We start from the raw sequence: 14,244 nt of genomic DNA on the forward strand, positions 1-14,244 counted from the left end.
AATCGTGTGAAAGTTCAAAGTAACAACCATAAGTGAAGAAAGGAAGATGAATCGTGAGAAAGCGTACATTAGGAAATAGTGGTCTAGAAGTTTCGTCTATTGGACTCGGTTGTATGGGGATGAGCTATGGATATGGACCTCCTTCAGATAAAAAGGAAATGATTTCGGTTATTCGAGAAGCTGTTGAACGAGGTGTTACTTTCTTTGATACTGCTGAAGTATATGGACCATATACAAACGAAGAGCTTGTAGGAGAAGCTCTCCAGCCTTTTAGAAATAGAGTTGCTATTGCTACAAAGTTTGGATTCCATATTCAAAATGGAAAACAGGCTGGAATGAATAGTCGGCCAGAACAGATTAAGAAAGCGGTAGAAGATTCGTTAAAACGCCTTAGAATAGAAGCTATTGATTTATATTATCAGCATCGAGTGGATCCGGATGTTCCGATTGAAGAGGTAGCAGGAGCCTTGAAAGATTTAATTCAAGAAGGAAAAGTTAAACATTGGGGATTATCAGAGGCTGGAGTGAAGACGATTCGCCGCGCTCATGCTGTTCATCCGCTTGCAGCTGTTCAAAGTGAATATTCCTTGTGGTGGAGACGTCCTGAAGAAGAGTTATTACCTTCCTTAGAAGAGCTTGGAATAGGGTTTGTTCCATTCAGTCCATTAGGGAAAGGGTATTTAACAGGACGCTTTAACGCTAATTCAACATTTGAAGGTGACGATTTCCGCAGCATTCTTCCTCGCTTTACTTCAGAGGCTCTCCAAGCAAACGAAGTGTTAATCCAGTTACTTCAAAAAGTTGCCGAGCGAAAGGGAGCTACAATGGCTCAAATCGCTCTTGCTTGGTTACTTGCTCAAAAAACATGGATTGTGCCTATCCCGGGAACAACAAAGTTAAATCGACTAGAAGAAAACTTAAATTCCTCTAACATTAAACTAACATCTGAAGAGCTGAATGATATAAATTCAGCAACTTCAAAAATTACATTGATGGGAGACCGTTATCCAGAAGAGCTAGAGAAGAGAACAGGACTTTAAGGCGGAATTAAGATCAGAATGAATAGAAAGTGAAAGAGGAGTTACGGAGTTTATGGAGAGGCTTTTACGTTTCATTTAGTAAAGAGACCAGAAGCAAAATACACTAATCCTCTATCTTTCTAGGTTATATAAATGAAAGTGATAAATATAGCTATGGAAATAAGGTGAGAGAAGATGTTAATGAAAAAGCTTACTGTTCAGCTTCCGCGTGGACTTCAAGCTAGACATACAGCAATATTTGTGCGTAAGGCTTCATCCTTTAAAAGTGAAATAATGCTTTCTAAGCATGGAAAAACAGCAAATGGAAAAGATCTTATGGAAATCATGGATTTAATTATTAAAGAGGGGGATGAAGTTACCTTAATGGTGAATGGGAGAGATGAATGGGAGGCAAACGGAATTTTAGAAGAATTTCTTTTGGATAATAACTCACAAACCCCTATTCATAGAAGTTAAAAAATAAAGTAAAACTCTAACTGATGAAAAACTTATTAATGCAGAAAATAGTGAGAACAATAGAAAAGGAGATTAAAAAAGGAGATCTTCTCTTAGATGGTAACTTGCTGGATTTTCGTTTCACTACTTTCTTCAATTAACCAAAGGGAATATTCTCTTCTTTACTAAAATGACGATGAAGAATGTTGCTACAATTACTAGGATGAAAATTTTTCATATAGCAAGCCTGAAAGATAACTTATGGACAGTTTCTTTCAGGCTTTTCTTCTATTATGACATATGATAAACAACAATTAGCTTTTTCCTTAGATTAAAACTAACGCATTTCCATATGTATATATATTACATATATTCAAAAATATGTTGACAATACATTGGTTACCATATTTTAATTAAAATATGGTAAATGAAAATGGATCTCTTAATGTAGGGGATCTGGAACTAGGCTATTATCTTTAAGAAATACAGAAATATAGCATAACGAACGTTTGATAAGAAACGGTACTCATGTATACGATATTCATCCGTTTCTTACTTATGCACTTAAGTTAGTTATATAACTAACTTAAGTGTTTCTTGAAAATCTTGATATTTGTCCTTTTTAGAGAGCACGCCCTAAGAAGAAAGAAATGCTTAATAGTGAAGGAGTTGCAGAGCAGTGTAAGGATATACAAAATAGAAGAATTTCTTGTTAGTGCTTATCTTCTATACTAGTTATTGGACTAACAATTAAATAAAGGAGAGGTTTATATGGCCGAGCCGAATGTGATCACAAAAAAAGATCTAATCCAATCTGCAAAGAAATGCATAGTAGAAAATGGGATAAATAAATTGACTTTAAAAGCAGTAGCAGAAGGTGCAGGTGTAACACAAGGGACTGTATATTACCATTTTAAAACAAAAGAACAGCTTATGATTGAGATTGTAAAAGATATGTGTGAAACATCATGGGAAGAATTAGAGGAAAAGAAAAAAGCGGCTAAGAAACAAGGATTAGATTGGATTCAAGCTGCCATGAAATCAGCTTATAACAGAAATACTAAAGGTTCTTTCTATCATCCTTTATTTTTATCATTAATTGTAACAGGGCTACACAATGATAAAGTTAAAGATCTTATTAGTGAATTGTTGAAATACGAAAATAAATCTCTTCAACAACAGATGGAAGCATTACTAGGAGCAGATGAATTTTATGGCCACTCAATAGAAGTATGGAGCATCCTCATGAATGCGTTAATAGATGGTTTGGCTATACAATCTTTAATGATCGAAGATTTTGATGCGGAGCGTGTATTTAAAAGTATTGAATCACTTTTTATAAAGCAAGTAGAATATGTTCAATCGTCTAGAACAGAGGAACAAATTTCAAAAGGAGAGTGAGAGAATATGTTTTTTCTAACTTGGGGATTTTTAGTTTGGTTAGGAGCTACAGCTTTATTTAGATTTTTAGGACATTTTTTCTTCTCGCTAGAAACCCCCGTATTGTTAGTCGCTTCATATATTTTGGTTATTCCTTTAATATTAATTCTTACTTTACCCATTTATAGATACAAAAAATTAGATTCATATAATCGATTAAAAGCAGCCATTTTAATCGCCTTACCAGGTATGTTACTTGATGTTGTATCCTTAATTTATTTCTCAGATATCTTTATAAATTTGGATAGTAGAATGGATAGAATTTTCGGTTCTTGGCTTTTATTAGCTTATTCTTTCATTCTTCTTTCAGGATTTACAACAGGGAGAAAAACAAACGAATAAAGATAAAAGGTGTCAGAGCTGTTGGAATGTGGACTTCTTCTAACAGCTTCTATTTGTATAAGCGTTTTAAAGAATATAAACAGGTGAGAAAGATGAAGCTAAAAAATTCAGCAAAAGTTAGATTGATACATTATGGAAAGTTAGATAAAACAACCTTTCATCAAAATAAAGGGCTTGAAAATCATCATTTTGTAATATAAAATGAGATTATTCTAAAACAAGGAGGATTATTAAAAATGACAGCTTCTATGAGACTACGTATCCATACTTTGAACAAATAATTGAATATGTTCAAGGACTCTGTTTAATAATTGCAGAGTAAACAGGATAAGTCTGCTCATTTTTAATCATCTTCAACGAAAATTGTAATATGCGACATTAACAACAAGGAGGATTTATTTGTCTTTCTTTTGTTATGTTTAAAAATGTGCTTTTTTCCATCCAATGATATATGAATTGGATTTCTCACTGTGTTATAGAGTGTAAAACATAGTTGAGGAATGTTTACTTCAAGCTGCAGACAGAGGATTCTGCAGCTTTTTTCATGTTTAAAAACCCAATCTATATCCGTTCATAACCAGTAAGTTGTGTTATTGATTATAAGAATTCGGGCTGAAGAGAATTGAAAGAGCAGCGGAAAAACTTAAAAAGGTATGGAGGAATTTACATGAATAAAGTAGAGATTAAAGCATTAGCAAAACGAAAAGGATTAAATATAAACGAAAAAACAATAAGATTAAATGAATCAGGTCTTGATTTTCAGGTTGCACATGTAGAAGATGAGCAAGGACAAAAATGGATTTTACGAATTCCGCGCAGACCAGATTCTATGGCAAAAGCCGATCAAGAGAAGACGGTATTAGATGCTGTTAATCAATATACAACAATTCAAGCACCGTATTGGGAGATTTTCACTGATGAGGTTGTAGCGTATAAGTCGCTAGACGGAGTACCTGCTGGAACTATTAACCCTGAAATTCAAAATTATGAATGGGTTCTAAATATAGAAGACATTCCATTAGCATACCATGAATCATTCGGACGTACGTTAGCGGAAATACATCAACTGCCAATAAGTTTAGTGAAAAATACTGGTATTCAAATTTATACAGCATATGAGGCAAGAGAATTAATGAAAACGAGAATGCATAAAATAAAGAGTGAATTTGAGGTTCGGGAGGATTTATGGAATCGTTGGATGAAATGGGTGAATAACGATAATATATGGCCAAAGCATACTGGACTTAGTCATGGAGATGTTCATCCAGGACATATTTTAATTAATCGTCAATCAGAAGTTACTGGCTTAATTGATTGGACTGAAGTAGCGGTTACAGATGTATCGCGTGATTTTATTGTTCACTATTTATTTGCTGGAGAAAAAGGGTTAGAAAAAGCTATTATGGCTTATGAAAAGGCAGGCGGGAAGACGTGGCCGCTTATGAAAGAACATATTTTAGAATTGGAAACAACCAGGGCAATTTCAGTTGCTGAGTTTGCTGAAATCTCTGGACTGCAAGAGTATGAAGAAATGGCTAGACAAATGCTTGGTTCTATTCATCAATAAAAAGTTTTTCATAAAAGGAGACTTGGTTAGCCAGGTCTCCTTTTATGAAGGATTTAGATAAAGGTTATTTTTTGTTTATACAATCTTCCATACAGAAAGAAATCAATCTAATAAAATAATAGTCTGTTTATTTCCTTATTAAATATTAACCTTCTAGAGATAAAGAAATACATTCTTTATTGAATAATTATTTGGAATCTAAACGAATATTGAAGGATAAAGGAGAGATGAAATGAATCTAATAGAATGGGCACAAGATGCTCCTGTTTTATGGCAGTATACAGTCTTATTTCTGCTTGCTGCAGCACCTTGGATGGATGTATCTATTATTGTTCCACTTGGAATTGTGTGGGGGTTACCTCCTTTTAGTGTTGGATTAACAGCATTTTTAGGGAATTTTATTTTAATTTTATTGCTTGGGCTATTTTTTAAGCAGTTTTCAGCATGGAGAGCGAAAAGAAGAATGAAAAAGGGAATCAATAGCCCAACTAAAAAGGAAACAAGATCAAGACAAATTTGGGAAAAATACGGTATACCAGGATTAGCTTTGCTTGCCCCTATTTTAGTAGGTACAGATATAGCCGCAGTCTTAGCTCTAACTTTTGGCTCTTCACGCCGGCATGTAATTGGATGGATGACAGTTAGTTTAGCAGTATGGACAATTTTATTTGCTGTTGGATCGATTTATGGTTTTAGCTTCTTGAACTTAATTTGATTCTTAAAAATGAGTAGGTTTACCTAGTGTGTTTTAGTTGTTACGATTTCAACAGCAACTGCGCAAGGAGGTTTATAATAAGTACGAGTAATAGGGTATTGTTTATATTACTTTTTTATCAGTTTGTACTTTGTATTTTTTAACCTGAAAGATAACAAAACTAATAATCTATAATTTGTTTTTTACATAAAGTTTATTAAAAAAAGCGCAGATCTCTTGTTTCTCAAGGAACCTGCGTTTTTTCTTCATCACATCGTAATAAATGGACTAAGTGGAGATGAAAGGAAAGTGCCTAGGAATAAACGATATAAACTCGTTAATAAAAACAAAAATCATTGACAATAAGTAAATTTGTAGAATAATATACAAATAGTTACATTATTGACTGGTTAGTCAATCAAAAAAAAGGAGAGTTACTAATGCCTAGACAAGATCAACAAAATAAACAAATCCGAGATGAAAGAAGAGCTCAAATATTACAAGCAGCTTTGCGAGTATTTGCGCGAAGAGGTATGGTAGCAGCAAAAATTAGCGATATTGCAAAAGAAGCCGAACTTAGTCATGGACTTGTTTACCATTACTTTAAGTCAAAAGAAGAGATTTTCATGACTTTAGTACAAAAAGCGTTAGATAGTTCTCTTGATGTCATCTCTTATGCTAATGAACAAGTGGGAACTCCTTTAGAAAAGTTATGTTGGATGACAGAAAAAATTATGAAAAGTATCGACAATGGTGAAGAAATTCTTCTTTTTCTAATTATGATTCAAGCTAGCACTTCAGATATTGTATCAGAAGAAGTGAAAGAAATTTTAACAGGAGAGCATGCTGTTTCGCCTGTTATGGCTACTATCCCGCTAATTGTGGAAGGACAAAAAGTAGGCGAAATCAAGCAAGGAGATCCAGTACAGTTAGCTGTTACGTATTATGCCTTTATTCAAGGGTTAGCCATAAATAAGATTCAATGGGAACAATGTCCAATACCAGAAGCCAATCTTATTATGAATATATTTAAGGAAATTCCCTAATGTAAAGGAGCTCTCGCCATGATATTAGAGATTAGTAAGAGAAAAAGAGCACTTATTTTACTATCCCCAATCATTGTTATCTTACTTGGATTTATCACAGCTGCTATTTTCTCAAAATTTATAGACGGATGGGCATGGATTCCTTTAGCAATTGTATATTGGAGTTCTCTTGGATTTTGTATTGTATACTTTAAAGAAAACAAACATATTAAAGACTGGTTAAAGAAACCCAAAATCTCCATATTACCTATTATCTTGTCTTTACTTCTTGGTATGTTTCCGCTCTCTATATTAATCATGAATTACAAATTATTTGATTCAACTGTCCTGATCGTTCTTTGGATCTTATTTGCTTTAATCAATCCGTGGTTTGAAGAGTTATATTGGAGAGGTGTATTATTAGATGCTGCAGTTGACTGGTTTCCAAAGTGGATAAGCGTTTTGTATACAACAATCTTTTTTGTACTAAGCCATCCGTTTATGTGGGGAGTATTTTCAATTGCAAGTACATCTTATCACCTTTATATTTACTTAACGGTTATGGGGATTGTTTGGTCCCTTACGTATTTTAAAACTAAGAGTTTAAGATGGGTGATCCTTTCACATTTTATTGTAGATGTAGGAAACTTGACTGTCCTAACTTTTCTTAATATATATGTACCCCCAACAATGTAAGAAGAATGATTTGAAAAGATAGTAAAAGGTTACGAACAAACAGAGGAAGTAACGGCCCATAAAGTTGGATATGCAGCTTCAAACCTTGTTTCTCTATCATCCGCTATTGATTTTGCAGAAAAATGATTTAGAGATCATTAATAAAAAACGATTAATAACAGAGCCCCTTGAAGAACAAGGGACTACTAGTTTGCAATACATTATCTAACACTTTTTCTAGCTCACCCCATCCGTTTGAATCGCTTTCTATCCTTTCACAAACTTAGCAAATGAAAAGCGAACTAAAGGTCCGATAATGAGAAGCTGAAGCGGAAGAGCAAAAATGAAATTTTTACCTACTGTTAAAAAATAGTGTTTAAGCAATGAACCTTCTCCTATTGCATTGGCAAAATGGGCCATTGCGACTCCATAAATAGACATTGATAGTACCATTCCAATGACCATACAAAAGGCAAGAGATAAAATGACAAAAAGCTTATTTGATTTATCATATGGTAATGAGAAAGCCACTTTATGTGCAATAGGTCCGACGATAAATAGTTCTAAAATAAAAGCAATTATGAACCCTAAAATAAGTTGAAGCAGCATTCCTTGTAATGAGATAGTACCAATTAGGTCATTTATAACGAGGTTATAAAAAGTCATACCGATAACCATTCCAATACACATCATCATTCCGAAATAAAAGTTTTCCTTTTTTGTTGTTGGCAATGTTGATCATCCTTTCCTTTCAATCCTTTGCTATTATAGCGAGATAAGGATACTCTTCATAAGTGAACATTTTGTGAACAATTTAGTTTAGATAATTTTTGCATCGCAGCCTTTGGATTTTAAAAAAGAAAAGATAGCAAAAAGTGTTGTGAAATTTATCGTTATAGGAACAAGGCGGTATATACATCTATACCTTATATATGGTAAATTTTATTTAACAGATTTTTTCTTTATAAAAGTAGCAGAACTTGCCAAACTACTCAGTGATGATGTGAGAACGAAAACCGAAAAAGAGGAGGAACAGCCTTGAAAAAAAGAAAGGTAATTAGTGTCTTCATTGTAGGGTTGTTAGCGCTTACAACATTTGGGTGTAGTGGAGAAGCTAAAAAAGAAGAAAAAGCAAAAGAGAGAACGGCGAAAGAAATTGTGCAAGATATGACGGTTGAAGAAAAAGTAGGGCAAATGATTATGCCAGACTTTAGAAATTGGAAAGAACAAGGAGCAGAAAAAGCAACAGGCTTTACTGAGATGAACGAAGAAGTAGGAAGTCTTATTGACAAATACCATCTTGGTGGGGTTATTTTATTTGCAGAAAATGTTGTAGATACAGAGCAAACAACAAGGCTTGTGAACGGATTAAAAAAGAGCAGCAAAGATGTGCCGCTTTTTGTAGCAATTGATCAAGAAGGAGGAATTGTGACAAGGCTTCAGTCAGGAACAAATCTTCCAGGAAATATGGCATTAGGAGCAACAAGGAGCGAGAAAAATGCGCATCAAACAGGAGAAATCATTGGACGTGAACTCCATGCGCTTGGGATTAACGTGAATTTTAGTCCTGTTCTTGATGTAAATAATAATCCAAACAATCCTGTTATCGGTGTCCGCTCTTTTAGCTCTAACGAAAAACTTGTTTCAACCCTCGGTGTTCAAACAATGAAAGGCTTGCAAGAGGAAAAAGTAGCGACAACTGTCAAACATTTTCCTGGTCATGGAGATACGGCAGTTGATAGTCATTATGGTTTGCCTGTTGTTAATCATTCTAAAGAACGCTTGCGTCAAGTGGAACTAGCACCTTTTAAAAAAGCAATTGAAAATGGTACAGATATGATTATGACCGCTCACGTACAGTTTCCAGCCTTCGATGATACCGTCTATAAGAGCAAAAAAGATGGAGAAGACATTATTATTCCTGCAACACTATCGAAAAAAGTATTAAATGATTTGCTTCGACAAGAAATGAATTATGACGGCATTATTGTGACAGATGCGCTTAATATGAAAGCAATTGCTGATAATTTCGGGCAAGAGGAAGCCGTTATTATGGCCATTAACGCAGGTGTTGATATTGCGCTTATGCCTGCTTCTGTTACATCGCTTGAAGAAGAAAAAAATTTAGCGAACGTTTACAATGCAGTTGTTGAAGCTGTTGAAAAAGGTGAAATTAAGGAAGAAGAAATTGATGATTCCGTTGAAAGAATTCTTGATTTAAAAATAAAAAGAGGATTGTATGAGGAAAAAAATATTTCAGAGGACAAGAAAGTTAAAAATGCACTGAAAGTGGTAGGAAATAAAAAACATAAGAAGCAAGAAATGAAGATGGCCCAAGAAGCGGTAACAGTTGTGAAAAATGAGCAAAAAACGTTGCCATTAAACCCGAAAAAAGGAGAAAAAATTGTTGTATTTACTCCATATGATTATCAAGGGGAAGCAGTAAAGAAAACAGTTCAAAATATGATTAGTGAAAAGAAAATAAAAAATGTTGAAGTTGACGTTGTCCCATTTGAGAAAAAGGGGTTTAACGAAGAGATGAAAAGAAAAATAGATGAAGCAGACTATGTTTTGACAGGTTCATATGTTATACAAAATGACCCTGCTGTAAACGACGGAGTCATTGAGGATGAAATTAATGAACCTTCAGCATGGGCAGTTTCTTTTCCTCGTGCAGCTATGATGTATACGCAAAAGAGTGAGAAGCCTTTCGTGCTCATAAGTCTGAGAAATCCATATGATGTTGCTAACTTTGAAGAAGCTCATGCTGTTTTAGCTCTATATGGTTTTAAAGGCTATAGTAACGGAAGATTTCAACAGCCTAACATTTCAGCAGGAATTCACGTTATCTTTGGTGAAGCAAAACCAAAAGGGAAATTGCCTGTTGCCATCCCTTCTGTAACAGCTAAAGGAGAAACACTTTATCCGTATGGCCATGGAATCAAGCTTAAATAAGGGAGGAGAAAAGATGAGAAAGAAATTGACGTTGTTAGCCCTTTTTCTACTTGTTTTTTTATCATGGAATACAGCCGAGGCAAAGCCGCGCCAAAAGAATGTTGAGCTTGGTGTTGAAACCCTTTTTCGTGAGCATAAAGACCTTTTAAAAGGAAAGCGAGTCGGCCTTATTACAAACCCAACAGGAGTAGATTCAGAGTTAAGAAGCAGCGTTGATTTATTTGCTGAAGACCCGGATATTGAGCTAACTGCTCTTTATGGTCCTGAACATGGGGTAAGAGGAGATGCTCAAGCTGGAGATAAAGTTGACTATTATATTGATGAAAAAACCGGATTACCTGTTTATAGTCTTTATGGAGACACGAGAAAGCCAACGCCTGAAATGTTGAAAAACGTAGATATTCTTGTTTTTGATATTCAAGATGTTGGTGCCCGTTTCTACACTTACATTTATACAATGGCTTATGCAATGGAAGCTGCGAAAGAAAAAGGAATTCCGTTTGTTGTGCTAGATAGACCAAACCCACTTGGGGGAGAAGTTGTGGAAGGACCTGTTCTTGAAGAAGAGTATTCTTCATTTGTTGGGAAATATCCTATTCCACTTCGACATGGCATGACAGTTGGAGAGCTTGCTCAACTTTTTAACGAAGAATTTGGGATTGGTGCAGATTTGACAGTTGTTAAAATGAAAAAATGGAAGCGATCTTTCGACTATGATGAAACAAACCTTCCTTTTGTAATGCCATCCCCTAATATGCCAACTCTAGAAACGGCGTTTGTTTATCCAGGAACAGGTCTTATTGAAGGAACGAACGTGTCGGAAGGAAGAGGAACAACAAAGCCATTTGAACTGTTAGGAGCTCCGTTTATTAATGGAACAGAGCTCAGTGAGAAGTTAAATAATCTACATTTAGATGGAGTGAAATTCAGAGCTGCTTCATTTACGCCTTCTTTTTCAAAGCACAGTGGACAGCTTAGTCATGGTGTTCAAGTTTATGTAACAGATAGAGAGAAATATAAATCAGTTGAAACAGGTTTGTACATTGTTAAAACGATTCATGATTTGTACGGAGAAGAGTTCTCGTTTAATAAGAGTGGAAACTTTGATTTATTAATCGGGAACAGCTGGGTAAGAGAAGAGTTGGAAAAGGGAACAAATGTAGAGGATATTATAGCAAAGTGGCAGAGGGATACGAAAGCTTTCAAAAAGATAAGAAAGCAATATTTACTTTATTAAAATAGAAAAAGCTCTCCTCTTCAAGAGGAGAGCTTTTTACTGGACAAAGGAGCCCATTCGTCTACAATGGGCGATTGTTAATGTAAAACAAACATTAGCTTCTTTTCTAGTATAGCATTTTGTTGAAATAAAATAAATAAAAAAAGTTTAGTTTGTTAAATCCATAGTGTGAAAAGAACTGTAAAAAGCATGTATAAATTTAACGTAAGGTTAAGCTTATACATGCTTTTTATACGAAAAATAACATTGTTTATGTAAATCCCTTTGTTTGTCCCCATTTGTTATTCTAGCATATTTCATTAATAAATAAAATATTTTAATTAAAAAAAAGTTAAGCGATCAATATGTTAGGAAGCAGGAGTATGTATATTTCTTTAGGTTTACAATAACCTAAAACTATCATAAGATAAGGAAAAAGAGTTGTATAAAGGGGAGGGAGTTAGCAATGAAAGTGCAGCAGCTTGTCCTACTTAGTGTATTTGTGGGACTTTCATTTGCAAGCGCTATCAATTTTATAAAAGAGGGCTTTATCCCTATTGCTTTTTTAGCAAGCGGAGTTAGTTTTGTTCTTATTATATCCCTTATATTATGGGCAGTGAAATGGCGCCATGAATCATAGGAAGAGAAGAGTCTATGCATTTGTATAGGCTCTTTTTTATAAAAAAAGAGTGACTTCAGAGACGGAAGAATTTTACCTACATATGAAAAGCGGCCTCTTTCATACGAAGAGCAATGAGGAGGCAGTGTATTCGCTTAGTTTCTTCTATTTAACATTATGTCTAATGTGGATGAAGAGAAGCTATGCTATATTTTATTAATAATCTTATCATTTAGGAGGGGTTATTATTCTTACATCTTCTATTATTAATCATAAAAGGGTAGAAAGCAGAATAAAAGAACTATCAGCTATAGGAAAAATTGAGGGAACTGGGGTTTGTCGGTTAGCTCTATCAAAGGAAGACAGACAAGCTGTTGAACTTGTTCAATCATGGATGGAAGAAGGGGGCTTAAAGACTCATATTGATGATTTTGGGAATCTCGTTGGCCGCTTAGAAGGCCGGGATAAAAGCGCCCCTATTCTTAGAATTGGCTCACACATTGATTCCCAGCCATATGGGGGAAGGTTTGATGGAGTTATTGGCGTTATTGGTGGATTGGAGGTTGCCCAAACGTTACATGAAAAAGGCATTGTTCCCCCTGTTTCAATTGAAGTTGTTGCCTTTTGTGATGAAGAAGGCTCACGATTCAATAAAGGCTTGTTTGGTGTGCGGGGAATGCACGGAAGATTAGAAGAAGACGAACTAGAGCGGAAAGATCAACATGGAACAACAAGAAAAGAGGCACTCATTGAGTTTGGGTGTGATCCTAATCAATTTTTAAAGTGGGAGTATAAGGATGAAGAAATAGCGGCATATTTAGAACTTCATATTGAACAAGGTCCTGTTCTTGAAGAAAAAGGACAGGGAGTAGGAATTGTAACCGGCATATCTGGACCGTTATGGCTAACTGTTGAATTGGCAGGGTTTGCAGGACATGCAGGAAGCGTCCCAATGTCAATGAGACAAGATGCGCTAGTTGGAGCAGCTGCCATTATTACCACGCTTAACAACATAGCTTCTCAAAATATCGAAAACCCTACAGTAGGTACAGTAGGAAATATTGAAGTGTTTCCAAACTCCCGCAACATTATTGCTGAAAAAGTACGGTTTACCATTGATTTACGCGATATGGACATGGAAAGACGAAATGCTTATGAGCAAGATCTACGTAAAGCAATTGGAGACATTTGTGCAGAACAAGGCTTAACTTATACAATTAAAGAAGATACAAACTCAAAGCCTCGCTACTGTGCCAAATGGATTAAAGATTGTATGAAAGAGGGGGCTGCGCTTATGAATATTTCTCCACCAGAACTTATGAGCGGGCCTTTTCATGATGCATTAGTTATGTCTTATGTTTGTGATTACGGAATGATTTTTGTTCGTTCTAAAGATGGGATAAGTCATAATCCAAAAGAGTATTCTTCATATGAAGATATTGCATTGGGAACAGAGCTTCTTTATCATACAGCTGAAAAAGTATTGGAAAAGCTTTAATCTATAGAGAGCTGGATGTAGTAAAGCCAGCTCTTTTTGTGCGTTCTTCTTTTTCTATTGGAAAAGACAATGTTATACTAAAGCCTGGAGGTGGGAAATGTGAGATTACAAAATAAGAAAGTAATTGCCCTTGTTAGTGATGAATTTGAAGATTTAGAACTTTGGTATCCAATTCTTCGTCTGCGTGAAGAAGGAGCAATCGTTCATGTTGTAGGAGAGGAAAGCAATAAAACGTACATAGGAAAATATGGTGTTCCTATTCAATCTGACTACAGCTTCAAAGAGGTTGCCTCGTCTGACTACGATGCTGTGTTAGTTCCTGGAGGGTGGGCTCCAGATAAGCTCCGTCGCTATGAAGAAGTTATTACTATTATTAAAGAAATGGATGAAGCTAAAAAGCCAATCGGTCAAATTTGTCATGCTGGATGGGTCCTTATTTCAGCTAAAATTTTACAAGGTGTAAATGTAACAAGTACACCAGGTATTAAAGATGATATGGAAAATGCCGGAGCTGTTTGGCATGATCAACCTGTTGTAACGGATGGTCATATTGTATCAAGCCGCAGACCTCCTGATCTACCTCCATATGTAAAAGAATTTGCCGATGTTTTAGCAGCCAAATAAAAAGAAAGGGGAAACCCTTTCTTTTTTTATGGGTCAAAATGAGTGAATGCCTTGCTCTATATAAGGTAGCTTCTTTTTTTTGAGTAGAATTTACCTTTTTTAGATTTCTTTACA

At 35.1% G+C, this 14,244-nt stretch carries 14 protein-coding genes; 13 read left to right on the top strand and 1 reads right to left on the bottom strand.

Going from position 1 to position 14,244, the window contains the following annotated elements:
* The first annotated feature begins 53 nt into the window (after positions 1-53).
* The 8 genes from ACK3CR_RS15255 to ACK3CR_RS15290 all read left to right on the top strand — a co-directional run bounded on the left by ACK3CR_RS15255 (position 54) and on the right by ACK3CR_RS15290 (position 7,239).
* Complete coding sequence (locus ACK3CR_RS15255; RefSeq protein ID WP_488975690.1) at positions 54-1,040, top strand: aldo/keto reductase; 987 nt, start codon at positions 54-56, stop codon at positions 1,038-1,040.
* A gap of 174 nt (positions 1,041-1,214) precedes the next feature.
* Positions 1,215-1,496 (top strand): HPr family phosphocarrier protein, encoded by a 282-nt coding sequence (locus tag ACK3CR_RS15260; RefSeq protein ID WP_243511830.1) that lies wholly within the window; start codon positions 1,215-1,217, stop codon positions 1,494-1,496.
* 750 nt (positions 1,497-2,246) lie between these two features.
* Positions 2,247-2,876 carry a TetR/AcrR family transcriptional regulator gene (locus ACK3CR_RS15265; RefSeq protein ID WP_488975691.1) on the top strand — a complete coding sequence of 210 codons (630 nt, stop codon included), beginning with the start codon at positions 2,247-2,249 and terminating at the stop codon, positions 2,874-2,876.
* A 6-nt stretch (positions 2,877-2,882) separates the two neighbouring features.
* A complete protein-coding gene (locus ACK3CR_RS15270; protein WP_488975692.1) occupies positions 2,883-3,257 on the top strand; it encodes a DUF5367 domain-containing protein in 375 nt (124 codons plus the stop codon).
* Between the two features lie 667 nt (positions 3,258-3,924).
* Positions 3,925-4,824 (top strand): macrolide 2'-phosphotransferase, encoded by a 900-nt coding sequence (locus ACK3CR_RS15275; RefSeq protein WP_328124892.1) that lies wholly within the window; start codon positions 3,925-3,927, stop codon positions 4,822-4,824.
* Between the two features lie 232 nt (positions 4,825-5,056).
* The gene (locus ACK3CR_RS15280) at positions 5,057-5,539 is read left to right on the top strand and encodes a small multi-drug export protein (protein ID WP_328124891.1); all 483 of its coding nucleotides are present in this window, start codon (positions 5,057-5,059) and stop codon (positions 5,537-5,539) included.
* Positions 5,540-5,958: 419 nt separating this feature from the next.
* Complete coding sequence (locus tag ACK3CR_RS15285; RefSeq protein WP_243511780.1) at positions 5,959-6,564, top strand: TetR/AcrR family transcriptional regulator; 606 nt, start codon at positions 5,959-5,961, stop codon at positions 6,562-6,564.
* An 18-nt stretch (positions 6,565-6,582) separates the two neighbouring features.
* Positions 6,583-7,239 (top strand): CPBP family intramembrane glutamic endopeptidase, encoded by a 657-nt coding sequence (locus ACK3CR_RS15290; RefSeq protein WP_328124889.1) that lies wholly within the window; start codon positions 6,583-6,585, stop codon positions 7,237-7,239.
* Between the two features lie 246 nt (positions 7,240-7,485).
* Here the strand turns inward: ACK3CR_RS15290 and ACK3CR_RS15295 are convergent, their stop codons facing one another.
* Complete coding sequence (locus tag ACK3CR_RS15295; protein ID WP_488975693.1) at positions 7,486-7,950, bottom strand: DUF2798 domain-containing protein; 465 nt, start codon at positions 7,948-7,950, stop codon at positions 7,486-7,488.
* A 306-nt stretch (positions 7,951-8,256) separates the two neighbouring features.
* Between ACK3CR_RS15295 and ACK3CR_RS15300 the strand changes: the two genes are divergently transcribed.
* The 5 genes from ACK3CR_RS15300 to ACK3CR_RS15320 all read left to right on the top strand — a co-directional run bounded on the left by ACK3CR_RS15300 (position 8,257) and on the right by ACK3CR_RS15320 (position 14,130).
* Positions 8,257-10,173 carry a glycoside hydrolase family 3 protein gene (locus ACK3CR_RS15300; protein ID WP_488975694.1) on the top strand — a complete coding sequence of 639 codons (1,917 nt, stop codon included), beginning with the start codon at positions 8,257-8,259 and terminating at the stop codon, positions 10,171-10,173.
* Positions 10,174-10,186: 13 nt separating this feature from the next.
* Positions 10,187-11,410: an exo-beta-N-acetylmuramidase NamZ family protein gene (locus tag ACK3CR_RS15305; protein ID WP_488975695.1), complete on the top strand. Its 1,224-nt coding sequence runs from the start codon at positions 10,187-10,189 to the stop codon at positions 11,408-11,410.
* 445 nt (positions 11,411-11,855) lie between these two features.
* Positions 11,856-12,029, top strand: coding sequence for a hypothetical protein (locus ACK3CR_RS15310; RefSeq protein ID WP_488975696.1), 174 nt, complete (start codon positions 11,856-11,858; stop codon positions 12,027-12,029).
* A 223-nt stretch (positions 12,030-12,252) separates the two neighbouring features.
* Positions 12,253-13,506, top strand: coding sequence for a M20 family metallo-hydrolase (locus ACK3CR_RS15315; protein ID WP_243520894.1), 1,254 nt, complete (start codon positions 12,253-12,255; stop codon positions 13,504-13,506).
* A gap of 99 nt (positions 13,507-13,605) precedes the next feature.
* Complete coding sequence (locus tag ACK3CR_RS15320) at positions 13,606-14,130, top strand: type 1 glutamine amidotransferase domain-containing protein (protein ID WP_019395303.1); 525 nt, start codon at positions 13,606-13,608, stop codon at positions 14,128-14,130.
* Positions 14,131-14,244 lie beyond the last annotated feature (114 nt).

The sequence above is a fragment of the Priestia sp. TRM10 genome, from assembly GCF_057808375.1.

Excerpts from the sequence above, each read along its gene's own strand:
- ACK3CR_RS15280 (WP_328124891.1), top strand. The coding sequence starts at position 5,057 with ATGAATCTAATAGAATGGGCACAAGATGCTCCTGTTTTATGGCAGTAT.
- ACK3CR_RS15270 (WP_488975692.1), top strand. The coding sequence starts at position 2,883 with ATGTTTTTTCTAACTTGGGGATTTTTAGTTTGGTTAGGAGCTACAGCT.
- ACK3CR_RS15310 (WP_488975696.1), top strand. The coding sequence starts at position 11,856 with ATGAAAGTGCAGCAGCTTGTCCTACTTAGTGTATTTGTGGGACTTTCA.
- ACK3CR_RS15275 (WP_328124892.1), top strand. The coding sequence starts at position 3,925 with ATGAATAAAGTAGAGATTAAAGCATTAGCAAAACGAAAAGGATTAAAT.
- ACK3CR_RS15265 (WP_488975691.1), top strand. The coding sequence starts at position 2,247 with ATGGCCGAGCCGAATGTGATCACAAAAAAAGATCTAATCCAATCTGCA.
- ACK3CR_RS15305 (WP_488975695.1), top strand. The coding sequence starts at position 10,187 with ATGAGAAAGAAATTGACGTTGTTAGCCCTTTTTCTACTTGTTTTTTTA.
- ACK3CR_RS15285 (WP_243511780.1), top strand. The coding sequence starts at position 5,959 with ATGCCTAGACAAGATCAACAAAATAAACAAATCCGAGATGAAAGAAGA.
- ACK3CR_RS15290 (WP_328124889.1), top strand. The coding sequence starts at position 6,583 with ATGATATTAGAGATTAGTAAGAGAAAAAGAGCACTTATTTTACTATCC.
- ACK3CR_RS15260 (WP_243511830.1), top strand. The coding sequence starts at position 1,215 with ATGTTAATGAAAAAGCTTACTGTTCAGCTTCCGCGTGGACTTCAAGCT.